The sequence below is a fragment of the Moorena sp. SIOASIH genome, from assembly GCF_010671925.1.
Classification (GTDB): domain Bacteria; phylum Cyanobacteriota; class Cyanobacteriia; order Cyanobacteriales; family Coleofasciculaceae; genus Moorena.
This window is the reverse complement of the sequence record NZ_JAAHIH010000005.1, coordinates 1,002,546-1,025,997: the sequence shown is the minus strand read 5'-3', so window position 1 is coordinate 1,025,997 and position 23,452 is coordinate 1,002,546. Positions and strand designations below refer to the sequence as shown.

18 protein-coding genes are annotated in these 23,452 nt (G+C 42.9%); 8 read left to right on the top strand and 10 right to left on the bottom strand.

The genetic code is table 11. The features are described 5' to 3' along the window. Positions 1 to 3: 3 nt before the first annotated feature. Complete coding sequence (locus F6J90_RS31770; RefSeq protein ID WP_293103054.1) at positions 4 to 639, bottom strand: restriction endonuclease subunit R; 636 nt, start codon at positions 637 to 639, stop codon at positions 4 to 6. A gap of 109 nt (positions 640 to 748) precedes the next feature. Further along, positions 749 to 2,323, bottom strand: coding sequence for a Gldg family protein (locus F6J90_RS31765; RefSeq protein WP_293103051.1), 1,575 nt, complete (start codon positions 2,321 to 2,323; stop codon positions 749 to 751). An 81-nt stretch (positions 2,324 to 2,404) separates the two neighbouring features. Between F6J90_RS31765 and F6J90_RS31760 the strand changes: the two genes are divergently transcribed. Next, positions 2,405 to 2,530 (top strand): hypothetical protein, encoded by a 126-nt coding sequence (locus F6J90_RS31760; protein ID WP_293103048.1) that lies wholly within the window; start codon positions 2,405 to 2,407, stop codon positions 2,528 to 2,530. Positions 2,531 to 3,210: 680 nt separating this feature from the next. Continuing rightward, positions 3,211 to 5,124, top strand: coding sequence for a serine/threonine-protein kinase (locus F6J90_RS31755; RefSeq protein WP_293103046.1), 1,914 nt, complete (start codon positions 3,211 to 3,213; stop codon positions 5,122 to 5,124). Between the two features lie 114 nt (positions 5,125 to 5,238). Here F6J90_RS31755 and F6J90_RS31750 read toward each other — a convergent pair whose 3' ends face one another. The 3 genes from F6J90_RS31750 to F6J90_RS31740 all read right to left on the bottom strand — a co-directional run bounded on the left by F6J90_RS31750 (position 5,239) and on the right by F6J90_RS31740 (position 8,742). Further along, entirely contained in the window at positions 5,239 to 6,174 is a 936-nt protein-coding gene (locus tag F6J90_RS31750; RefSeq protein ID WP_293103043.1) for a pyridoxamine 5'-phosphate oxidase family protein, read from the bottom strand. A gap of 479 nt (positions 6,175 to 6,653) precedes the next feature. Then, complete coding sequence (locus F6J90_RS31745) at positions 6,654 to 7,454, bottom strand: ABC transporter permease (RefSeq protein ID WP_293103302.1); 801 nt, start codon at positions 7,452 to 7,454, stop codon at positions 6,654 to 6,656. Positions 7,455 to 7,743: 289 nt separating this feature from the next. Further along, positions 7,744 to 8,742 (bottom strand): ABC transporter ATP-binding protein, encoded by a 999-nt coding sequence (locus F6J90_RS31740; protein WP_293103040.1) that lies wholly within the window; start codon positions 8,740 to 8,742, stop codon positions 7,744 to 7,746. A 139-nt stretch (positions 8,743 to 8,881) separates the two neighbouring features. Between F6J90_RS31740 and F6J90_RS31735 the strand changes: the two genes are divergently transcribed. The 3 genes from F6J90_RS31735 (at position 8,882) to F6J90_RS31725 (ending at position 12,996) form a co-directional block, all read left to right on the top strand. Next, positions 8,882 to 10,981, top strand: coding sequence for an S-layer homology domain-containing protein (locus F6J90_RS31735; RefSeq protein ID WP_293103037.1), 2,100 nt, complete (start codon positions 8,882 to 8,884; stop codon positions 10,979 to 10,981). A gap of 269 nt (positions 10,982 to 11,250) precedes the next feature. Beyond that, positions 11,251 to 12,063, top strand: a complete 813-nt coding sequence (locus tag F6J90_RS31730) for a hypothetical protein (protein ID WP_293103035.1) — start codon at positions 11,251 to 11,253, stop codon at positions 12,061 to 12,063. 426 nt (positions 12,064 to 12,489) lie between these two features. After that, positions 12,490 to 12,996, top strand: coding sequence for a hypothetical protein (locus F6J90_RS31725; protein WP_071104205.1), 507 nt, complete (start codon positions 12,490 to 12,492; stop codon positions 12,994 to 12,996). 281 nt (positions 12,997 to 13,277) lie between these two features. On the opposite strand, the gene F6J90_RS31720 is transcribed toward F6J90_RS31725, so the two are convergent. The 4 genes from F6J90_RS31720 to F6J90_RS31700 form a co-directional block, all read right to left on the bottom strand. Further along, the gene (locus F6J90_RS31720; RefSeq protein ID WP_293046312.1) at positions 13,278 to 13,799 is read right to left on the bottom strand and encodes a phycobiliprotein lyase; all 522 of its coding nucleotides are present in this window, start codon (positions 13,797 to 13,799) and stop codon (positions 13,278 to 13,280) included. A 285-nt stretch (positions 13,800 to 14,084) separates the two neighbouring features. After that, positions 14,085 to 15,614: a reverse transcriptase domain-containing protein gene (locus tag F6J90_RS31710; protein WP_293091643.1), complete on the bottom strand. Its 1,530-nt coding sequence runs from the start codon at positions 15,612 to 15,614 to the stop codon at positions 14,085 to 14,087. A gap of 544 nt (positions 15,615 to 16,158) precedes the next feature. Then, positions 16,159 to 17,403, bottom strand: coding sequence for a transposase (locus F6J90_RS31705; RefSeq protein WP_293103032.1), 1,245 nt, complete (start codon positions 17,401 to 17,403; stop codon positions 16,159 to 16,161). Positions 17,404 to 17,906: 503 nt separating this feature from the next. After that, positions 17,907 to 18,578: a HEAT repeat domain-containing protein gene (locus tag F6J90_RS31700; protein ID WP_293103030.1), complete on the bottom strand. Its 672-nt coding sequence runs from the start codon at positions 18,576 to 18,578 to the stop codon at positions 17,907 to 17,909. 162 nt (positions 18,579 to 18,740) lie between these two features. Between F6J90_RS31700 and F6J90_RS31695 the strand changes: the two genes are divergently transcribed. Both F6J90_RS31695 and F6J90_RS31690 read left to right on the top strand, forming a co-directional pair. Continuing rightward, positions 18,741 to 18,899, top strand: coding sequence for a hypothetical protein (locus F6J90_RS31695; RefSeq protein WP_271969971.1), 159 nt, complete (start codon positions 18,741 to 18,743; stop codon positions 18,897 to 18,899). A 33-nt stretch (positions 18,900 to 18,932) separates the two neighbouring features. Further along, on the top strand, positions 18,933 to 21,341 hold the full coding sequence (locus tag F6J90_RS31690) for a GAF domain-containing protein (protein WP_293103018.1): 2,409 nt from the start codon (positions 18,933 to 18,935) through the stop codon (positions 21,339 to 21,341). A gap of 256 nt (positions 21,342 to 21,597) precedes the next feature. Here F6J90_RS31690 and psbN read toward each other — a convergent pair whose 3' ends face one another. Beyond that, positions 21,598 to 21,729, bottom strand: coding sequence for a photosystem II reaction center protein PsbN (gene psbN / locus F6J90_RS31685; RefSeq protein ID WP_008180512.1), 132 nt, complete (start codon positions 21,727 to 21,729; stop codon positions 21,598 to 21,600). Between the two features lie 1,510 nt (positions 21,730 to 23,239). On the opposite strand from psbN, the gene psbH reads away from it, so the two are divergent. After that, the gene (gene psbH / locus F6J90_RS31680) at positions 23,240 to 23,443 is read left to right on the top strand and encodes a photosystem II reaction center protein PsbH (protein ID WP_008178875.1); all 204 of its coding nucleotides are present in this window, start codon (positions 23,240 to 23,242) and stop codon (positions 23,441 to 23,443) included. Positions 23,444 to 23,452 lie beyond the last annotated feature (9 nt).

The window sequence follows — 23,452 nt, the reverse complement described above, 5'->3', positions numbered from 1 at the left end:
ATGCTATAGGAGCGCTATAGCTTTAATAACTTGTAGTAATTTAATCGATGACTCCGATTCCATCAGGTTTAATACTGGCATCAACTGATAAATCGGAGGATTGCCAGCTTGGATATAAATAAACTGATAAATGTATCCGTTAGTCGATAGTCCCCAAACTGAGTCTTGATGGTCTAAACTCTTATAGGCATAGGTCAGTAATTGAGGTAAACCAACGGATACATCAGCACTACTGTTTTTAGTTTCGATAACTAAGACCCAAAACGATACTTTATCTACTGTCTGTTTAGCTTTGTTGATTGCTAGAATATCTAGTCTGCCAGTAATTTTGGTATCCTGGTCTTCAATATCAATATCAGCAATCCCTTCTTCCAAGGAAATCTTGATTGGAGAGCGATAGAAGCCAGCTAATCGCAGTAAGGGAAAAACAGTTAGAGCTTTTACCAGTCCTTCAGATACTTTACCGGCGATTAAGTAATTATCAAAATCAGTCCGAATTTGTTCCAATTCCCGTTGCTCAAATTCGGTGATAGTGTCTAGGGATAACCGGGAAGTTAATGAACTATTGTATTGCCGTTGAAAGCCAAAGGTATGATGGACATCTTCTAGAGATAGGTGACTAGCTTGTAGAATTGTCATAGGTTTATAGGGATCCGTGTAGGAATTGTGAGAATTACTGATGCCATATTCCTTACTCCCTACTCCCTATTCCCTGTTCCCTTTACTATAGTTATATCAGTTACCAATACTAACGGCGTTGCCACCATACCAACCCAGCTGTGGTAAACCCGACTAAGGGCATAAGTAACAGCGCAGTCCAACCCAGTAACTCAGCCTGGATTGCTGTTAGGTTAATCCGTCGATTGTTTTGTTCTTTAGGGCGGATAGATAGGACTTGATCATCTTGCTTGCTTAACCAGCTAATGGTGTTGAGAAAAACATCACCATTTAATTGCTGATCAAACCAACCATTGGTGGCAAAATTAGAGTTACCATAGACTACTAGACGAGATGAAGAGGTCTTTTTGTTACCATCCTCTTGAGGAGTAGCTTGATCAATCTCTTCCGCTTGGCGGCTTAATGCTACACCTAAGATTAACGGACCAGGGCGATCGCTTTCTGGATTCAATTCCAGTGGCTGCTGTTTAGGATTGCTCTCAGCCCAAGTTCTGTCATTGGTAATCAGCAGAGGAGTCTCCTGGATACCATCTACTGGGATAATTTCTAGCGATCGCGCCCAGGGATAAAAGGAAAATCCGTCGCCAAATTCGTTGGTAATGGGATGATTCCCGTAGCTGGTCACCATTGGAGTTGCTGCACCAAGCACTAAGGAACGTTCTGGAGCAGACGGGTCAATCACTAACCTACTGTCTAGCTTAATTCCCCAGTCTTTGAGAAAGCTATCCAATTCAGGATTAGTATCAGGGTCGAGCATCAATAGTAAGCTACCACCCTTAGATAGATAGTTACGTAACCCTTTGACTTCTTTTTCTAATAATGGTCGCATCGGACCTGCACTAACCACGATTGATGCATCGGCTGGAACCTCTGAGCGTTCAGCTAGGTTAAGGGGTTGAACCGTAAAATTTTTATCCTCTAAAACACGTACGGCCTCAGATAATCCTCCTTCTACTTCTGCTAAGGATTTTTCTCCGTGACCTTGGAGGAAGTAAACCCTAACCGAAATTTCCCGAGTCAGGGTTTCGATACCACTAGTAAGACTAGATTCTGACAGAGGTTGGGTATCATTAACAGCTTGCAATAATTGTTGCTTGTCTTTATATTGTAGATAAACTTCTCCGATAGACTGAACACCAAATTTCTGAGCTAGTGCTGGTTTTAGCTGAGGGTCAACAAACTGAAATTCAAAGTTTGACCCATACCGACGAAAGTTCTCTAACAACTCTCGGTCATCTGGATTGGGTTGTGGATTAAAGATCCAAACCTTAAGGGGCTGTCGTAAATTTTGCACCACTTGCTGGGACTGGGGTGACAGAGTATATAACTGATTTTCTGTGAAATCGATCCGTTGGGTATAGCGCACCCCTAAAAAGTTAATCAGCCCCAAAATCACTAACATAGCTACCGTAGAAATAATAGCATTGGTTCCGACTTGGGTAGAACGGCTTTGCCAAAATTTCGGAGCCAACTGGGCTAAAAATACTAGCCCCACAAGACTAATGACAATACCAGCAATCAGTAACCCTAATGCGTCTGGAGACCATTTTTCAGTAATAATCCTGACAGTGATTCCCGCCATGGTCAGTAGTGGCCCGAGCCAGAAAAGGTAAAGGAGATACTTCTTGGTTTTGCTTGTCTTCATCTCAAACCTCACGGCAGCTGCAACTATCATTACTGATTGTAAGCATTCAGCTTAACCTGCTAGGTATTAGGCATTAGGCGAGTGTGGTGGGGCCTGGGCGCGGGGAGTGTGGGGAGTGTGGGGAGTGTGGGGAGTGTGGGGAGTGTGGGGAGTGTGGGGAGTGTGGGGAGTGTGGGGAGTGTGGGGAGTGTGGGGAGATTTTTATAAGGGGTAATTATCCTGACATGATATCACCGGCTAATCATGCGATCGCGTAGCGGCTGAGAGCATCACATCGAACTTCACCGGCTAATCATGCGTTCGTGTAGCAGCTGAGAGCATCCGATGGAACTTAAGACGGTAGTAATGTGATCCCGTAGCAGCGCTGAGAATCCCGTAGCGGATCTTTGAGAGTATCCGATGGAACTTCAGAGGGTAATCATAGGACAGCTATAGAGTGGAAAATTAAAATAACTAATTTTTATAAGTCCTAATTATTTAGCTATCAGATAATTATTTAGCTATCAGGTATCAGCACTCAGCACTCCGTACTGAGGATTCAGTGGTGATTCCACACATCCAGCCACACTATTAGTTGGGTGTATTAGTTAGGTGAATAAATTGGTGAATAAGTTTACACTATTTTTATCCATAAAAAGATTATCCTTCATAGTTTTTTTGTAAACTTTGTATAAAGGCTTTGGATAAATATAAAGTTTGTATAAACTTGCTGGGGGCCACAAGTGGTCCACAATACTTACCAGCTCTAGCTTTCAGGTCACTATCAACCCAAACTCTAAAGAGACTTGGGGTGTCAATTACTTAAAACTCAATCCGTTATTATTTTGTTGAAGTTGGAGTAATATAAAGCGTATACATTTTGTAAGTGATGCACAAACCTAAATTCGATGAGCGAATTTCCTGATTTTTCTAACTATGGCTACCAAGTCAAAAAACGATTAGGTCAGAACTATCACAGTGGTCGAGTAACTTATCAAGCCATCCATCTTAAAACTAAGCAAAAAGTTGTAATCAAGCTATTTCAATTTGCTCAATATAACAGTAGCTGGCATGGTTACCAATCCATTGAAAGTGAGATTAAGGTACTAAAACAGTTACACCATCCTAGGATTCCTCGGTATCTTGACTCCTTTGCTCCTGAGGGTGGTGTTTGTTTGGTACAGGAGTACAAAAACGCTCAACCTTTGTCTGCATACCCAAGTTTTACACCAGAGCAAATTCAGCAAATTGCAGTTCAACTTATCGAAATTTTGGATTATATCCAACATTTTTCTAATCCGATAATTCACCGAGACATTAAACCAGAAAATGTTTTGTTAGATTACAAAATGCGGGTTTACTTAATTGATTTTGGTTTAGCCAAAATTGCCTATAGTTCAATTGCTGGAAGTACTACGATGGCTGGCACAGCTGGATTTATGCCACCAGAACAATTATATAATCAACCCCTCAATAAAGCATCAGATATTTATAGTTTAGGAGTGACACTTGTTTCTTTGGTTACCGGAATTAAAACGGCGGAAATTAGTAATTTAATTGATTTAAGCAATCATCGTCTAAAATTCAGGCATTTAGCTTCAGGTTTTAGCAAAGAATTTCTTGACTACCTAGACAAGATGGTAGAACCTGACCCTAAAAAGCGTCTTGCCAATCTAGAACGTATTTTTAAATCGGTTCCATCCCCACAGCCAACTAAAAGAAAACTACTAGCAGAGTTTAGCAACAATCTCAAAGTAAAGAACCTGAATAAACGACTAAGTTATGCTATAGTTACTGTAATCACTTTAGGGTTAGGTCTTACCTATGGATTAAACCAAATTGAGCAACTAGTAGTAAGTAAAATCCAACAGCACTTGAGCAATGGAGACTATGAAAAATGTATTAACTTAGCTCAAGACGTTCCCGATTTTTTGAGCATCAATGACAAATCGATATGCCTCTTAAATGACTGTTCTGTAGCACAACTAAATAAAGCCACTAAACTAGTAGAGAACTCTCGACTTATATATAAAGCAATTACTGAAGCTAAAAAAATACCTGCTGAGAGTAATAGTTACCAAGAAGCACAACAGTTAATTACTGAATGGAAACAATGGCAAAGTGATCAAAATTTAATTCAAAAAGCTCAACAAGACCTAAAGAAACGTAAATGGCAACAAGCCAAAGCAATGGCAACACAGGTTAAGGATGAACGTTTCCAGCACCAAGCAATCCAAATTATTAAAACTGCTGAAACAAAAATAAAAACTGCTGAATTAGAAAGACTAGCTGCTGAATTAGAAATACAAGGAGAAAACCTGATCATCAAGGCAAATCACTATGCTAATCAGCGACAGTATAGTCAAGCAATATCCATCGCAAAACGGATTCATAACGCTACGCCATCTTATCAAGAAGCACAACGATTAATTGCTGAATGGCAAAGCCAAATCCCTCAAGTTTTTAGAAATTATTGGTCATCCCCACAAGTTAATGGCGCTCGCTTCGTCGTTGATAAGATAGAAAAGTGGAAAAATGGCCAATTAAAAATTTATTTTAAAGCTTATAATTACACTAATAAAGATAGCAGATTTTCAGATTTTATCGCAGTTGATAACTTAGGAAATAACTATAGAGGTTATTCAGGCTCTAGTTGGGATGGAACAGTCATGCCTTCTAGGACACCAACTAAAGGTTATATCACCTTAAAACAACCCCTAGATCCTAATGCCTCAGTGATTACACTTATTTTTCGTCGTGTTTATACTTATAATCCAGGAATTAAACTAATCACTCTCAAAACAAAAGTAAGAGTTAAGTAGTAGGAGGAGAAGAAGAGTGTGGGGAGAGGGGGAAGTGTGGGAAGTGTGGGAAGTGTGGGAAGTGTGGGGAGAGGGGGGAGGAATGATTGTCAGGGCAAACCCATCTAAGTTGTCCTAAGAAACCATTGCATCTGGTAAACCCTCCTTCTTAACAGCAGGATTAGCGGCAGAATACTCTCCAAAGCGCCAGCGTATAGGGCTAGCATTAGTTGTTTCTAAGACCTGCTCAATATGAAACTCCACTAACCGTTGCGCTCCTGGAACGGTAGTGAATCGTGACTGATCCCAAATCACCTCGGCTGTTCCAGTCAGTTGTAAGGTATTGCCTCGCTCAAAATCGATGAACAGCAGACCAGCATGGGGATTGACTGTCAGGTTACCTAGGGTTTGAAACATATTATTGCCAGCATAATCGGGAAACACTAGCTGATTATCACTGATCACCTGGATAAATCCCGGATATCCACCCCGATGAGAGGCATCTGCCCCAGTTTCTGGATTAAAACTGGCAATGAAAAAGGTATCAGATTGGGTAATCCAGTCTTGCTCGGTTGTGGTCAAAGCCTCAAAGCTGCGAATTTCATTTGGCTGCGTTGACTCAGCGGTATCAGTCTCTAGATGACGCAGCTGGATGTATTTGGGACAGTTGAAAAACACCTCACTGGTCTGCATCACAATCTGCCCTTTGCCTTCTACTCTAGCCAAGCCATTCATCCGCAAGCGTTTACGGGTAGTCAGGTCAATCACCAGAAGTCCAAGTACTCCATTTTGCACCAAGTTTTCGTACAACGGATCCCGATCGATAGGGATACAGTTAATCTCAACAGTTTGATTATCGAAAACTCGGACAAAACCAGGTTGACCAGTCAGCAGTGATGCCCAAACCAAGCCATTGGTATCCACACTACTAGCGATCGCTAATTGTTGGGTTGTCAGGAGCATCTGAGCAGCGGGTCTGATCACCGGAGTAATGATCGAGCTGAGTTTCTCAGCTTCTTCGGTTACCCCAGCCCGAGTTTGAACAGCAATCTCTCCAGTGTGAAACCTCATAATCTACTCCTTTGGGGATAGTGAGACAGAAAACAGCTGTTTTCTTATACACAGAATTTCGGTATATGTCTGTATTTCATCTGTCTGTCTCTAAAATATAAAACTGTCCAGATTTGGGCTAAAGAAAACTATCACCCAGCACCGGACAGGATACAACCAGTCAGGGGTGTTAGATCAATAGCTACATATCCCTGAACTTTCTATAATCTCAGACTACTGGGAAGGCAAGAGCAAAATGTCTCAGTTTTTGTCTCAGTTTTTTCTGGTGTTGTTTAACTGACAATGACTAGCCTCAGTTCGATGTCAGAAATTGCTGTAAGAAATTGGTAGGTTTTGAGGAAAGCATTCAGCTATCAGCCTTTGGCCACGCTACGGGAATGGCCACGCTACTTGAGGTGCTTTTGAATAAAACAGGTAAGCATTCGAATAATGCTGAGTTAAGTCTGCTGACCGCTGACCGCTGACCGCTGACGGCTTAGCTAAGAACGCTGAAATCTCAATGCATCAATAGACTGAGCAGTTAGAAAAATACCGATAAAGATATAACTCAAAAACAGAATTATACTACTAGTATCCAAAACACCCTGAATCAGATTTTTATAATTTTCCAGCAACGATAAATGACCTAAGGCTTCCCCAAGGGGTCCACTAACATTTTTAGCAATCAAATCAATCACCCAAAGTCCTAAAACTAGAGCAAAGGTGAGGATTGCTGACAAAATTGAGCTATCAGTTAGGGAAGAAATGAACATCCCCAGAGAAAGCACCGATGCTGCTAGTAAAATTAATCCGACGTGGGCTAGTAACGGTAGGACAGGTTGAACCGGGGGGTCTGTAGCACTAAATGCGATCGCTTCATAGGCAAGTAAGGGTAGCACCATAAAGCTATAAAATGTCACCACTCCCAAGAGTTTACCTACAGCTACAGCCCAATTCGTTAGTGGAGAAGTGGCCAAAAGTTCCAAAGTCCTGCGCTTGCGTTCCTCAGCATAGAGTCCCATCGACAGAATTGGCAACACAAATAACGACAGTGAACCCATCACTTCCAAGAATTGACGCAAAAATACATAGGCAACATCCACTGGTGGTATCGGTAAACCCAATTGTTCTGCCGTTGCCACTTGGTTAATAATCCCCTCTTGATCCAAAAGAATTTCCACAAAAAAGGAGCCAGACAGCCACCAAAATACACCAGCGATAACATAAGCGAATGGTGAAGCAAAATAGCCCTGTAATTCTTTCCTAAAAATTGCTAATATATTCCCAATTATAATCATTATTCGTTTTATTATAGAGGGTAATTTTTGGTTTGAATGTTGAAGGTTATATGGTTGTTCGCGTAGCGTGGCCGAAAGGCCAAGGTTATATGGTTGAAGGTTGAAGGTTAGTTAGCTAAGGGTGCATCTCATATTTGTAAAGGTGCCCATTCCACCCACCGGGTCAAACAGCTTTTAGGAGATGCACTCGTTAGCTAAGGATTAGTTAAACGATTAAGGTTAGTTATTTTAAGGTTACTTAGTTAAATGTTTCCAAAATAACTTTCATCCTTCATGCTTAATCCTTCATAGTTCATCCTTCATCAGATTCCTGAGACTCCTGTAAATCAGGCTCTGGTTCAGGCAGTGGTTTTTCGGTCGTAGTCAGTTTCAAAAAGACATCTTCCAGGGTAGCGCGAGTCCGTCGCATTTCGTATATCCCTACACCAGCTCCCACAGTCACAGCTGCAATATCCCGTGCGGGTTCTGCTCCCGGTGCTGATACGATGTGGAATAAAGAGCGTCCGCCAGGTAAATTTTGATCATTAACCAGTTCCACCAGGCAAACTCCTGGTATAACTTGTAATAATTTCTGTAACTCCCTTGCATCACCATCTATTTCTAATTCATAACCTGATCCCCCGGTTAACTCCGCCAGTAACTTGTCTGGACTATCGGTGGCTACAATTTTGCCTTCATTGATAATGGCTACCCGGCTACAGGTCATACTCACTTCTGGTAGAATGTGGGTTGAGAGGATAATAGTATGGTCACCAGCAAGGCTCTTAATTAAGTTACGGACATCAATGATTTGCCGAGGATCAAGACCGACTGTAGGTTCATCTAGAATGATCGCCGGTGGGTCATGTACAATTGCCTGAGCGATACCCACCCGTTGACGGAAGCCCTTAGAAAGCTTGCGGATCAGTAGCTTGGCCTTGCTCGTTATGTTACAGCGCTCCATGGCAGTTTTGACCTTAGTAGTGCGATCGCCTGCAGCAACACCTTTAATACGGGCAACAAAGTGCAAAAATCCTTCAACGGTCATGTCCGGATACAGTGGCGGAAATTCCGGTAAATAACCAATTCGGCGTCGTACTGCCATAGAATTTTCATGAACATCATAATTAGCAATTCGGGCAGTACCATGGGTTGCTGGTAAATAGCCTGCCAAAATTCGCATGGTAGTGGTTTTCCCTGCACCATTCGGTCCAAGGAACCCTAGGATTTCTCCTGGTTCAACCCTGAAAGTAACATTCTCTATCGCTGGGGTGGTGCCATAGATTTTGCTTAGATGCTCTACTTCTATCATATTTTTAAGTATTACGTGTTAAGTATTAGCTGTTAAGTATTAGGTATTAAATATTAAGTATTAAATATTAAGTGTTAAATCTTAAGTATTAAATATTACGTGTTAAGTATTATGTGTTAATTGCCATTTACTGACTAATATGGTTAAATCTACTATTTACGTTAACCCAGTCACTGGTAAGGATAGCGATACTGGTGATAGTGTTCCGTTTAAAACCTTGACTAAGGCACTTTCTATTGCCGCTGCTGGAACTACCATTCACTTAGCAGCTGGTACCTATAATGCTGCTAGTGGAGAAGTTTTTCCCCTCGTTATTCCTAAGGGAGTGATGGTTCTTGGCAATGAACCGACCAAGGGTAAGAATATTGTGATTTCCGGCAGTGGGAACTATGTCAGCCCGACGTTTAATCGTCAAAATATTACCATCCGTTTAGATTCCAAGGCCCAATTAAGAGGAGTAACGGTTACTAATCCGGGCAAATTGGGGACAGCGGTCTGGATTGAATCTACCTCACCGATTATTGCCAATAATACCTTTACTCGCTGTGGTCGTGAAGGGATATTTGTTACTGGCACAGCCAAACCCCTGATTCTGGATAATGTATTGTACGCTAACGCTTCCAGTGGCATCTTTCTGGTGCGTAATGGCAAAGGGGAAGTGCGAGGCAATGTTTGTCAAAAGACTGGTTATGGGATTGCCATCAGCGACTCCGCAGCACCGTTAATAGCAGATAATAAAATACTTGGTAACCGAGCTGGAATCGTTTTGATGCGTCAGGTGCAACCGGTATTGCGTCGTAATCTGATTGAGAACAATACTCATGGTGGTTTAGTGGTTAATGGTAGCGCTAGACCAGATTTAGGCAATTCTCAAGACCCAGCGGGTAATATCCTGCGCAATAATGGTAAGGCTGATCTCCAAAATAGCACCTCTGTCAGCTTAGTTTCTGTGGGCAATCAGCTCAATCCATCTAGAATTGAGGGTGCGGTAGAGTTGCGTTCATCTCAAGTTCCAGTCCGGCAGACTGGTCCATTTCAATTCAGTGATTTAGCAGGTCATTGGGCAAGCCAGTTTATTGGAGAATTAGTGATTAGAGGACTAGTTAGTGGCTTTGGAGATGGCACATTCAAGCCAGAAGCCAACCTCACTAGAGCACAGTATGCAGCAATTATTGCCAAAACATTTGACTTGCCAAGGCAGGTGGGTAAAGGCAGAGGGGAGTTTGTGGATGTCTCAGCGAAATTTTGGGCATCACAGGCAATTCGGAAAGCAGCAGTTATGGGTTTTATTTCCGGATTCCCCGATCGAACATTTCGCCCCCAGCAAAATCTGACCAGAGTTCAAGGTCTGGTATCCCTAGTCAAGGGTTTGGGGTTAACAGGTGGTGAGTCTAGCGAACTCGGGTTTTATCGCGATCGGGTTCAGATTCCCAGCTATGCTACCCAAGCGGTAGCCACAGCAACTCAAAGACGAATGGTAGTGAATTATCCCCAACCCAATCAGCTCAATCCCATGAGGCCGATTACCCGTGCTGAGGTGGTAGCATTGATTTACCAGGCATTAGTAGCAACAGGCTCTGCAGATGCGATCGCATCTCCTTATATTGTTAACCCTAACCCTGACATTACCTCCTTCAGCGATATACCTGGACACTGGGCAGAAGATTTTATTCGCCGCCTCGGTAGTCTAAACCTGATTAGTGGCTTTGCGGATGGCAGCTTTCAACCAGATGCCCCTCTAACTCGGGCTGAGTACGCTGCCCTACTGGTGAAAGTGTTTGACCCCAATCCGATCCGTCCAGCTACCCAATTTATTGATGTCCCCCTGAATTTCTGGGCATTACCAGCTATCAACCAATCCTATCGTGGTGGCTTTCTCTCGGGATACCCCGACCAAACCTTCCATCCTCAGCAGACCTTGCGGCGTGTTGATTTGATTGCCTCTCTAGTTAATGGGCTGTCTTTAGCCAAAACTGTAGACAAGTTAGTGAAAGAGTCTTCTGACATTTCCAAAATTTACCAAGATTGGAAGGATATTCCTGCTTATGCTACCGAAGCAGTTGCGTACGCTACCATCGCCAAAATTGTCGTTAACCACCCCAACCCGACCCTGTTGCATCCCAAGCGGGAAGCAAAGCGAGCTGATGCGATCGCATTTATCTATCAGGCCTTGGTGAAAACAGGACGTGTCACTGAGTTCAACTCACCGTATAGTGTTGTCATGAGTCCTGAGTCCTGATTTCAGTGACCAACCAACTCACTACCAAAACTAGTTGCAGGTTGTAGGTTACAGGTTGCAGGTTGCAGGTTGCAGGTTACAGGTTACAGGTTGCAGGTTGCAGGTTACAGGTTGCAGGTTGCAGGTTGCAGGTTGTAGGTTGCAGGTTGCAGGATATAGGTTATATTACCAAGCGACGTTGCCAGAAGCCGCTGTGGCTCCATAATTTGCCACCTTTTGACCTTTCCACCTGGAATCGTACCACCTTCCCACCTTGAACCCTTTTACCCATGACCAATGACTCAGATTTAGCCATTGCCTATGCCCTTGCCTTGCTCAGTCACTATGGGTTTGAGCTCAGGGGTTACACTGTAGAAGAATTAGTCAATCTATGGCTTGAGAACTATCCTGCCAATTGGGTGCGTCTAGCGGTGATTGAGGCACTTTATCAAGGGCGTTACAAAGCGATATCTGTAGAGCAAATTTTGGCAGTCTGGTTACGACGAGGACAGCCTATATATCGCTTTAATCATGAGTTTGAGCGGATGGTTTGTCGTAAATTTCCCCAAAATTTAACCGCTCCGGTCGATAGTAGATCCACAACCGAGAGCTTAGAACTAAGTTTACAGTGGGTAGACAATGTTGCTGAAACCTCTCTAGGTACTAGTTCCGATGAAATTACACCAGAGCAAGGGATGCTTGAGTCAAAGACACTCCAAGCACCACCAACAGGCCAACAGGAAACTTCCCCCCCAGCCAATACCATATCATCCAAAATACCTGAAAAATCAGTCAAGCCCAGAGAAAGCTTCCCAAAGCCTCTGAGCAAAGCCCGTGCTAGTCCTAGCTACAATGTAGATTGGTCAAGTTATGAGCTTAACAAAAAGCCAATTCACCAATTTCATCCACCACCAGACTCTTCAGATGTCTACCTTAAGCTGAAGGCAGTTGTCCAGCACCAAGACTCTGGTACAGTCACAGCTACCGTAGTCGATAAGCAGGTCAGTGATTCAGCTTCCAGTGCCTTGGAAGATCAGGAGGTCGAAAGTAGCTCAGAGGCAGAGAGTCCTTACCAGGCCACTGTTAACCTGGATCAAAGTTAACCATCCCACGATTAATCCCCGTGGGATGATTGGCCGTAGGCCACGCTACGCGAACGGATCTAATCATACCAAATCCTCCCTGATCCCCCTATGGCATACCCCATTGTGATTAAATTATTTTTTATAAACTTTCATCAAATTATCAAGTAATCTTCATTAAAATTTCATATATTAGGTAGATATCTAGCGATTAATTTATATAATTAATTCCAATATAAAGTACTTTATTCCCAAAAAAATCATATATTATATCATGTCAGGATAATTACCCTTAATAAAAATCTCCCCGTGCCCCCGCCCCACCCTCCCCACACTTTTATTATGGGTATTCAACCGAACTTGATATTAGGTAGATATCTAGCGATTAATTTATATAATTAATTCCAATATAAAGTACTTTATTCACAATAAATATAGGTAAATTGGATGCATGAAAAAAGTTTTTGTTTTCCCCTATTTTCTGGTTTAATAGCCGGACTAATTTTTGGAATACAGCTGACATTATTTGTCCAAATAATTTTTGAAAACTACTCTGCCCGAGCCTGTGCCAAAATTCCCGATGGCAAATTTGCTGTTTTTGTACCAACAAGTTATTTATTGAATAAAATAAATCTTAAACGAGTCGTTATATCTAACAAATGGGCTTACAATTACAATTGTAAGCTATTTAAATCCAAGCATGATTATATTAAAAAATCTAACGTCATTAAGTCGGATTCATTTATAAAAGATAACTATGCCCCAACCGGTTATATACAGGTGCCATCAGAGAGATATATGCTCAGGAAAGTGTGGCGAGGTACCCTGATTGGATATTTTTCTGAATATGAGGCAAATTTAGTCAGGAACAAAGTCCTGGAAAGTGCTTACAGTAAAGAACCAAAACCTATCGATAAGCCTTTTGTAGTCAATAACATAAATACTAATAATTGAGACTGTAAGCATTCAGCGGTCAGCGGTCAACGGTCAGCGGTCAGCGGTCAGCGGTCAGCGGTCAGCGGTCAGCCCTGAGACATTAGCGTAGCCTGGCCAACGGCCAAGGCTAACGCTACTGTTCGCGCAGCGTGCGCGTAGCGCAATCGGTGCTTATTTTATTCAAAAGTATCTCAAGTAGCCTGGCCACAGGCCCAAAGCTGATAGCACCTCAAGTAGCGCATTAGCTGATAGCTGATAGCTGATAGCTGATAGCTGATAGCTGACTCAATGCTTAACTTTCACGTAACACCAAGACGAATTTCTGTGGCCAGAGAAGCCATGGTTAATTGCCCCCCCTGCTGGAGAACGTTAGTGCGTAACCGAAAGTTAGGGCTAGCAAACCAAAAACGTTCTTCAGCATATAGAGTTTTCCCCTCTGTAATCATTGTTAAAACATCATCCTGGCCGATACTGTAACGACATTTTAAGGAAGTTTCTTCAACATCACCATTAGTTCGCAATAGTTTGCCAATGTCAGGATTTTCTGGGTTGGGAACAGGTACAACAACAGTCGAACCAGTTTGCTTTTTCTGTTCTCCTACTACTGTACCGTCCCAAATCACTTTTACACCAAATATAGCTATACCAGGCTCTATTTGGTATTGTTTACAGAGTTTGATCACCTCTGGGGCATCACCAGATAGCATTTCCATAGTGATGTTGGACTTACCATTTTTTATGGGTTGAGAGGTAATATGATTACTAGTACGTTGAGAAAACCATCTGCCAGCACTCTGTTCAAAAAACTCTTTAATATCCATTGGCTAAGATTGTAAAAATTTGTGGTAGATCGTGTTGACATCTCCCCTCCTTGAAAGAGAGGGGATTCTAAAAGGTGGCGAAGTGATGGGTTTCAACCGCATCACTTCGCTTCTTTTTCGGTATGATCTATTCAAGGATGTGAATAAATCGTACCGTTGCGGGAGTGTCAAAGCTCCCCTACCCACCTCGACTAGGTTTAGCCCTAGCTGTGTGGCTACTTTTCTCGCTATATTTGCGGCACCGGTTAGAGTCGATGTCCCCTATTAGGGGGAGCACCTCTCGTGTCATACCGTACGTGCGACTTTCACCGCATACGGCTCCTGAGTATCACTGCTCCAATGTAATTGTTGGTGACAACTTTGGTGGACGGCCATAAGGTTATCCTTTTTCCAGTTTTCATGATTTCCGTCGATGTGGTGTAGGTGAATCCTTTCCTCATCTATGAATTTCAGACCACAATGTCCACAGGAATGGTTCTGCCTCTTCAAAGCCTTTGAGGTAGCATTATCGTATAGCATGGAGTTCCTTTTACGACCGTAGACTAAATCTCCGTCGTAGGGGGATTTAGTCCCTTTTACATTTACGTGTTGATTTTGTTCATACCCTACTGTTGGGAAGCCTTTCTTGCATAGTTCGGTGGCTTTATATCGGTTTACTTTCTTTTCCTTACGGAACTTTCGGTTTGCGGTTTCAGCCATAAACCATAAACTATCTCGGGAACTGCTCATGTCACAGCTTTTATGGTAATTCCTCCATCCACGTACGATTGGTGCTAATTTCTTGGCTTTAATTTCGGCACCATAATTCGAGCTATTGACTACGGCTTTAATCTTCTTACGTATGTTCCGGTGGTTTTCCTCAGAGGGGATGCATCGGAATTTTCCGTTTTTCTGGACGCGGAATCTCCACCCCAGGAAGTCAAATCCGTCTGTCGTTTTGGTTAGCTTGGTCTTTGCCTGATTAACCTCTAGACCGCGTAGGGCTAGGAAGTTGTTCACTTTTTCTAAAATTTTCTCAGCGTTATCCTTTGGCTTGAGAATGAAGACCATATCATCCGCGTAGCGGATGCTGGTGTGAACGCTCTCAATTCCATTAAGTGCAATATTGGCTAAGAGTGGACTAACCACACCACCTTGGGGCGTTCCTTGTTCCGGGAATTCCGGATTGATGCCTGCTTTTAGACATCTGAATATCCCCATCTTCAGACCCGCAGGAGCTAGCAATCTATCCATAATGGAACTGTGGGAGATGCGGTCAAAACACTTTTTAATGTCGAGTTCTATGATTCTCTTTTTGATGCCGTTGCTGTTGGATTTCAGATGTAAGAATAGCCGTTTTTGTGCGTCTTGGGCACATCGACCAGTTCTAAAACCGTAGCTGTCGGCACTGAACGTTGCTTCATGAGCTGGTTCCAGAGCAAATTTCGCGCTTACTTGCCATGCTCTGTCCTGGATGGTCGGTACTTTCAGCATTCTCGTATCCCCATTTTTCTTAGGTATTGGGATTTCCCTCAACCCTTGGTGCGTCCAATTTTCCGCACTGGAACCTAGCTTTTCAAGTACCTCGAACCTTTCTTTGTAGGTTAGGGATGCTTTCCCATCTACTCCGGCGGTTCTTTTTCCTTGGTTGAGCTGTGTCACTTGATGGACTGCCAGTAACTGTGCTGAGCGGGATTTCAGAATCAGTTTTTGCAGAGACCGAGCTTTCTTTAAGTCTCCAGCTTGAACTGCTTTATATACTCGCTTTTGTAGGCGGAAAAGGTTACGGCGGAGTTGTTTCCACTTTTGACTTTTCCAGAGGTCACTGTATTTCATACGTGTCTACCCATGCTCTTCTATAGTTTGTATATTCTGGATACCCGTCACCAGTTTCCGGTGACATCCTACCCGACAGTGGGGATTTAGTTTGGCATAACTTACCGTAGATTCGACCGGCCTACAGACCCGTTACTGCTGTCGTTTTTACTCGTTCCGTCTATCAGATTGTTTTGACGATTTAGGGCAATCCACTTTGCCTATCCTCTTCTCGGAAATTACAGATACCTTGCAAAAAGTTCTGTGAGAATGAAAGGATACAGTCGCACATTTGTATTCAGATTGTGGCTGCGCCGTTAGACACTTTTTTAGGATTTGTTTACCCATGTCGTCTCCCTAAAGCGCGGTAGTGTGGCTAATCTGCTTCACCTCTAATTCCGCCCTGGTGCCAGCTTCACTCTACAGGTTGCCGCCTGTTCGGTGTGGCCAAGATAAGGAGTCACTTGTTTCCTCAAGGAGTGGGTTTTCACCACCATCCGATAAACAGTTAGAACTTTTTGGGTTTTTTATTCCCGCGAGTCCCCCTAGTCATACCCCTCCTGTTTCAGTAGGCTCCTACTAGGAACGAGCCGCACTTACAATCGGCGTTGATCAACCACCCAGAAGAAGTTTTGTACAATCCACGTTTTACCCTTTTGCCTGACGGAAACCATCCTTTGGGTTTTTCACCATGAAAGTAGAGGCAATCGCCATCTAGGTAAGACGCTTTACTGGTGTACGCTTCTTCGGTAATTGTTAACTTTATTCCATACTCTGGGCAAAGCTGCTTTAAGCGTTCAATCAATCTTCCTGTGGGGATGACCACAAAATTTTGATTGCCACGCTTGCCCATACTAGAACTATTCTTTTGGCCATAGTTCCAACCAATTATCAAATTACCAACACCATCATTTAAGCACTGATTAATTATGAATCTAGCTGCTTTGTTGATAGCATCTCTCATTTGATTATTACGTTTGCGCTGTACTCGGTCAAGGTGAGAATCCCAGTAAAATTTTGGTTTTCCTTGCTTATACTTTGCCACCAAGCGGCAATAACCTTGATTCATTGACTTAAGCTTACGACCGTCAATAATCAAACTTTTACCACGGGTCGAAACCCCAGTCAGCCAGTTCGTTCCACCGTGATCGAAACTCCAAGCTTGAGTGTAGTCAAGATTGGGATTGTTGGATATCGGCTTTTTGTTATCATCAATTACCCAATCAATCCACAACTCACCCAAGTAAGGGCGTATGGTTACTTCTTTAACCCAGTCTGAGTCAATAAAATCCGGGAGTTGTAGTGCTATCTCAGTGATCAGATGAGGTTTGGTCTCACGACTAATTGATGGATAAAAACAGCCATTTTTGTAATTGAGTGCTTGACGGGGAAAGGTTACTGCTGCTAATCCTCCTTTTTTACGATATCTGGGCAATTTTGGTTTGTTTACCTTACCTTTGTAGTATAGGTCAACTAACTTGTTGTAACTGTTAATTGACTCAGCTACTGTCTTAAGTGTTTGCTGTGCTGACTGTGCAGCCATTGCTTTGTAATTTGAGCTTTCCTTGATAGCTTTGCAAAGCTCTGCATATTTTGTACTACAATTGTAGGTTTTCCATCCATAGCGTAATTCATCGCCACACCAATAAGTGGTAAAAGCATCTTCTAGCTGCTCAAGTTTATTGTAATGGGCTTGTCTAATGTAATAGATCGCTGAATTAATCAGGCTGTTAGCCTGTTCGCACTGGTAAATCCAAAACGCTTTTTCTTCATCAGTAAATGATGCTCTAACTGGAATTGTTCTGTACAATTTTTCATCACCTCCTGCTATCTATTATGGCTCTCCTAGGTTGGCTAGGATAACTTTTTATAAAATAATAGCCATAGCCCTTACTAAGTAAGGTTTTGAGGAATTTAAAAATGCAATTTTAATAAGACTGTATTTTGAGTTTATTGAAGCCCTTGCTATTTAAGGGGTAATCGCTCATTTAAACTACTCATTTACTATAAGCAGTCTAGGAGAGCCTCTATTATACCAGAGACACGACGGTTTAAAACCTGTCGTGTCGCGTTTCACCCCGGAGACGAAACCTTAGACAGTTGAGCCAAAATAGTCGGCAGGTTATGGGTAAAAGGTTTAAGTTAAGTGAATAAGGCTCAACTGTCTTACGGTAACTTCAAACCCTCCTTGAAAGGTAGGGGCTCTCACGCTCCCGCTATGTCTTGGTAGATCAGTGATGTTGGTAATTTCAATCAAGTGGTGCACTCTTGATTCTATCGCGCTATGATTAGCCCAATTACCAGGATGCTACACTAGCTTGAGGCTTCAGACAAACGCAATATAGCCATTTGAGCAGCTTCAGACACTTGAGGATGGCTGTCTTTTGCCAAATACTTTAATGCCGAGATACTTTTGTCCTGACCCAGTTGACCGAGGGCTTCTGCTAAACGTTGACGCACGATCCAATCCTCTGACTGGGCAAAGCGTAGAATATCGTCTATAGCTTCTGTTGCTTTGATTTCCCCCAAAGCAGCAATAGCAGCTTGTTGGACTAGTACTTCGGGACTATCTAACGCCTTGGTCAGCACATCACGAGCACGGGGATCTTGGAGATTACCTAGGGAAACAGCAGCACTAAAACGTACCAACCATTGAGTATCTTCGTAGAACGCCCTGACTAGAGGTTCAAAGGCTTTGGGGTCACCTAGATATCCCAAAGCCCCAGCAGCAGCAGCACGAATTCCGTAATCTGGGTCAGTTGCCATGAATTTGACCAAAATTGGGTAGCATTCTTCCGTAGGCTTGACTCCCAGGGCGAATATAGCCATAGAGCGAACTGGTAAATTGGGATCATCAAGTACCTTTTTAATTAGGGGCACCGCATCACTGGCTTGAACATTCCGTAGTGATGCCAGAGCCATCAAGCGATCGCGCATGTTAGGGCTTTCCAGCTGAGCCGAAAGTTGTTCTAAATTAGAGGACATCGTAGTTTGTTGGGGTTTGGTTGACAATTAACCTCAGCGGAGTATGAGCATCGGTTGTGATCGGTTGAGAATCTACCCAGCTGTCTGGTAAAGTAATCGCTCTGACCTGCTTGCTAGATCAATCTTTATACACAATTGTCGCTCTGAGTCATGGTTTTGGGAATGCTATGGCTGTATCTATGGAAATTTTTTAGTCAACTAGCTATGGCAAATCAATTCAACTTTCTGCATCTGAGTACAGGTAAGAATAGAAAACAGGCTGATGTGAGAAATACAACCACCCAAGTCACTACAGCCACAGTTGCTGATGGTAACTGTTGAATTGAGAGCTGATCGTTCGATTTCGAGACATCAATGATGAGATTAGAGCAGTTCCAGATTCTACGTGAGCTTACAGTCGATGAAGCAGCCTTTGAGCAGCTTCAAGAAATTTTATTAGCTCAGGAAACCAAATACCAAAAGGCACAAGAGCAAATTCACTTTCAGGCTTGTTTATTAGATAACTTACCTAGTGGGATTATTGCCATAGATATGGATGGAAAAATTATCCATTGGAATAGTTATGCCTGCAAGCTATATCAATGGCAAGCCCAAGATGTTATTGGGTCGCAGCTATCCGAGATCATGTTTCCCCCTAGAAGTGATGCTCCCATCAAAGAAATTTTTGCCCAATTGTCCCAGTTAGAGGTTTGGCAGGGTGAGTTGCTCATTCAACGCCAAGACGGTAGCCGATTGGCTAGCGATTTTACCATTAGTGTCCTGCAAGATCAGGTAGGGAAACAGATTGGTTTTGTAGCAACTGTCGTTGATGCTAAAGAGGGCAAACAGGCAGAGATTGACCATAGGTCACGCTATGCGATCGCACTGTCTAACCAGGTGGCTCAAGATAAGCTGAGGCAGGCAATGGGTGATTCCCTTCGGGAAAACTTTGCAGCCCGCATTCGTAAGTCTTTAGATGTGGAGACAATTCTAAATACCACAGTTAATGAAGTTCGTCGATTGTTACAAGCAGATCGGGTAGCGGTTTATCGCTTCGAGTCCGATTGGAGAGGTAGATTCACAGTAGAGTCTGTAGAATCACCTTGGCAGCCGATTACAGGTAGGGAAATGTATAATCCCCACTTCTGGGAAACCCATGCTAATCAGTACCGGTATGGTCCAATCCAAGCCATTGAAGATATCTATTCTGATTCTGGGGGCTTGTCCTCCTATGAAGTTAATTGCCTAGCTCAGCTTCAAGTCGTTGCTAACTTGGTAGTTCCGATTATCTGTCACCCTCAACTAGACCAAAACCAACCTAAAGACTCACCTCTGTGGGGACTATTGGTTGCCCATCAGTGTAGTAGACCACGACAGTGGCAGCTTTGGGAAAGAAATTTGTGGAAATCAGTAGCAGACCATGTAGGAATTGCGATTCAGCAGGCTCAAATTTATCAGGAAAACCAACTCAAAGCTCAACGGGAAGCAACGCTCAATCAGTTTACTCAAAAGATTCGTAGCTCTCTTGATTTAGAGCAGATTTTTACCACAGCCACTCAAGAAATCAGTCAGCTGTTGGACGTTGACCTAGTAGAAATTCAAGAATATCTGCCACAGCGACAGGTTTGGTTAACCGTATCTCAATGCACTAAACACCCTAACTTGAGTAGCCCTTTGGGGGCTGAAACTCCCGATGTGGACAATGAGATTAGTCGCAAGATCAAAAATCTGGAAGTGGTGCGTATTAACAATAGCTGCAACTTAAACCTTCAGGACAGTTGCCATCAGTTACTTGTACCACTAAGGTTTCAAAACCGCCTCTGGGGAAAATTGTGCCTGATCAAGATTGATAGTGACTACCAATGGTCTGATGGGGCAGTGACTTTGGTGCAGTCGATGGCTGAGCAACTTGCGATCGCAATTCAGCAAGGCCAGCTTTATCAGCGGCTGGCTAACCTCAACACCGACTTAGAACGGCAAGTACTCGAGCGCACCCAACAACTACGAGAGAGAATCAAGGAACTACAGAGACTAAACATCCTCAAAGATGATTTCTTAAGTACCGTTTCTCATGAACTGCGCACACCTCTATCCAATATGAAAATGGCAATACAGATGCTCAAAATTGCTCCGGAGAGTCAACGACGACAGCGCTATACAGAGATTTTAGAATCTGAGTGTTACAGAGAAATTGAACTAATCAACGATTTACTCGACTTGCAGCGTTTAGAAACCGCCTCTTATCAGGTTTCGCGAACAGTAGTAGACTTGAAAATCTGGTTACGCCGAATCATTGATTCCTTTTGCTCCCGTATCCAGGCACAACAGCAAATTCTGAAGTTGACTCTGTCAGATAATTTGCCATCGGTTTTGATTGACAAGACCAGCTTCGGGCGAATTGTGACAGAACTGTTCAACAATGCTTGTAAATATACTCCAGCCAACAGGCAGATTATTCTTGAGTTTTTTTACCAAAACAATCCGGATCTGATCCCATCAGATACCGTACCCAAGGTAATATTTAAGATCAGCAATCAAGCCGAGATTGCTGATACGGAATTACCCCACATCTTCGATAAGTTCTATCGCATTCCTAATGCTGATCCTTGGAAGCGAGGTGGTACAGGATTAGGTCTGGCTTTGGTGAAGCAGCTAGTCAAGCAGCTCGACGGCATCATTCAGGTAGAAAGCTCTCAGAGATGGACTACATTTACCGTGCAAATTCCGGCTCCTCAAGGCTCCGAACTCAATGAACACGACAACAGTTTGACGATCAAGTTTTAATCTACCTTCTATGCTTAAGGGACTGCTTTGTCTGTTGCCTAAGGGTAGCGGTTAACTGATAGTTGAGTTGTGCTACCCTAATCACTTGTGACTTTCCCCGTTTAAATGGAACACCATTATATTCAGGGCAAACCCATCTAAATTCTAGAAGCCTTACTCAAAAAAGATTTCACAATTAATAAGCAAAACTACTTATCGTATGAATCTCATATCCAGTAGGCATTTCAAAATAAGATGCGTTTACCCTGCCATTATATTAGTCTTCATGTTCTTCAAACTGATCGACTAATTCCGCTGAAGGGGGTCCAAAAGCGGTGTAAATGGATATACCAGTGATACCGATCACAAAAACAAGGATAACAATGCTAAGGACTATTGCGGGTTCCATGGCTCAAATCAAATATAAGTGTGTGTGTTGATGCAGTCGCTCGTGGGTTAAACCACTGCAGTTGCTCATGGCGCATGGATCTGCGTGGGTCACCTACATCGCTGAAAGCGCCGTGGAACGGCAGTCGCTCATGGGGTAAACCGCCAGGACCGCGCTGCCTCCCCCTGAGGGCACTGCATCGCTATATGAGTCTGTTTTCTTTTTGACATTCTGCTCTCTAAAATCTAGACAAACCTATACATTTAGTTCTCTCTAGATCGAGAGCATGGTAGGGGATACCCCGACCTGTGCTTGGACGATCACGCCAAAGGCGAGCTAAACGGGATCTATTGTCAGAAGTAGATTCAGAGTCAATTGTAGCTTTTTTTGATGTTGTGTTAACAAATTTTAATTTTATTGCTTTTTTTTAAGAATACCACAGAATATTAATACTGTTAAGATACATTTCCAAAACTCTAACTACTAGACAAACTTAGACAGTAGTTGACAAAATTTATTTTTTGTCAACTACTGTCTAAGTTTGTCAACAACTAATCTTCAAAAAGATTAGTTGTTGTGAACGGCAGGCTTGAAAAATATCAGGTACTGTGTTAACAGTGTGTTAATTTTCTTGGGAAAAGGTGAGTTGGCGCCTCATCACGGGGTATGTAGCCCAACATCCGGAAAATTTTCACGACCTTTACCTCACCAGGTACTTAGGCAAAAACCACGCTTTGATAGTCCTGGCAGTTAATCATGTCTATTGGATGTGCCACTGCCGCAAACTCTCTCAAACAATTTCCGAGTCTGGATTGATTGAATTCAAGCGACTTGTGCAACATTTAACCTGTACAAACCTACTCACAAGCAGATAGGACGATGGTATAGCATTAGTTTTAACTAATGGTTGTTGCCGACAAAGCAATGCCAAAAGCATTGCGCTAATTTTATTAATGGAGGCTCTGCTGCCTACTCTCAAACCGCACTGTAACTTCACTCAGTCCATTATTTTACGTCGCTTAACTTACGACCAGCTGTCTTCGCTTTTAGTTCTTCGTTGGGCGGCAGTGTTCCGAAGTTAAACAGGTTACTAACTTATTTCATTATAAAACAGTGGATAATGTTTCACAAGGTTTAGATAGCTATAAGGCTAATAGTTGCACCTCGAGTATAAATGTCTTTGGTTTATTGCCTCCTTAGTGTAAGCTAATATCAAACATCCGCTCGTCGTGATAGCCCCTTATTTCTAAGGAGGAGTCCGAACGCGAAGTCAACGCGCCCCGCGTCTCCTATGGAGAACGGGTTTTGACCCTACGTGTCTATAATCTTAAGAAGGTAGGGGAGCTTTGACACTCCCGCACCGGTAGGATTCTGTTTAAATTTCTAAGTAGATCCTATCGGACTTGAAGCGAAGTGGCACGGTTTCAAGCTGCAACTTCGCCACCTTGTAGAATCCCCCGTACGAGCAATACCTCGCACGGGGGAGATGTCAATAACATAAATCTCAATTAACATAAATCTCAATTTACCCATGGCACAAAGAACTCGGCTAGGAGATATTCTCAAACCCCTTAACTCGGAATATGGCAAAGTTGCCCCAGGTTGGGGCACTACCCCTGTAATGGGAGTCTTTATGGGGCTATTTTTCGTCTTTTTGCTGATTATTTTGCAGATTTACAACAAATCAATCCTCATTCAAGGTTTCAATGTTGATTGGACAAGCCTAGGGCAGTAGTCTACTCCC

Excerpts from the sequence above, each read along its gene's own strand:
- F6J90_RS31770 (WP_293103054.1), bottom strand. The coding sequence starts at position 639 with ATGACAATTCTACAAGCTAGTCACCTATCTCTAGAAGATGTCCATCAT.
- F6J90_RS31765 (WP_293103051.1), bottom strand. The coding sequence starts at position 2,323 with ATGAAGACAAGCAAAACCAAGAAGTATCTCCTTTACCTTTTCTGGCTC.
- F6J90_RS31755 (WP_293103046.1), top strand. The coding sequence starts at position 3,211 with ATGAGCGAATTTCCTGATTTTTCTAACTATGGCTACCAAGTCAAAAAA.
- F6J90_RS31750 (WP_293103043.1), bottom strand. The coding sequence starts at position 6,174 with ATGAGGTTTCACACTGGAGAGATTGCTGTTCAAACTCGGGCTGGGGTA.
- F6J90_RS31740 (WP_293103040.1), bottom strand. The coding sequence starts at position 8,742 with ATGATAGAAGTAGAGCATCTAAGCAAAATCTATGGCACCACCCCAGCG.
- F6J90_RS31735 (WP_293103037.1), top strand. The coding sequence starts at position 8,882 with ATGGTTAAATCTACTATTTACGTTAACCCAGTCACTGGTAAGGATAGC.
- F6J90_RS31730 (WP_293103035.1), top strand. The coding sequence starts at position 11,251 with ATGACCAATGACTCAGATTTAGCCATTGCCTATGCCCTTGCCTTGCTC.
- F6J90_RS31725 (WP_071104205.1), top strand. The coding sequence starts at position 12,490 with ATGCATGAAAAAAGTTTTTGTTTTCCCCTATTTTCTGGTTTAATAGCC.
- F6J90_RS31720 (WP_293046312.1), bottom strand. The coding sequence starts at position 13,799 with ATGGATATTAAAGAGTTTTTTGAACAGAGTGCTGGCAGATGGTTTTCT.
- F6J90_RS31710 (WP_293091643.1), bottom strand. The coding sequence starts at position 15,614 with ATGAAATACAGTGACCTCTGGAAAAGTCAAAAGTGGAAACAACTCCGC.
- F6J90_RS31700 (WP_293103030.1), bottom strand. The coding sequence starts at position 18,578 with ATGTCCTCTAATTTAGAACAACTTTCGGCTCAGCTGGAAAGCCCTAAC.
- F6J90_RS31695 (WP_271969971.1), top strand. The coding sequence starts at position 18,741 with ATGCTATGGCTGTATCTATGGAAATTTTTTAGTCAACTAGCTATGGCA.
- F6J90_RS31690 (WP_293103018.1), top strand. The coding sequence starts at position 18,933 with ATGATGAGATTAGAGCAGTTCCAGATTCTACGTGAGCTTACAGTCGAT.
- psbN (WP_008180512.1), bottom strand. The coding sequence starts at position 21,729 with ATGGAACCCGCAATAGTCCTTAGCATTGTTATCCTTGTTTTTGTGATC.
- psbH (WP_008178875.1), top strand. The coding sequence starts at position 23,240 with ATGGCACAAAGAACTCGGCTAGGAGATATTCTCAAACCCCTTAACTCG.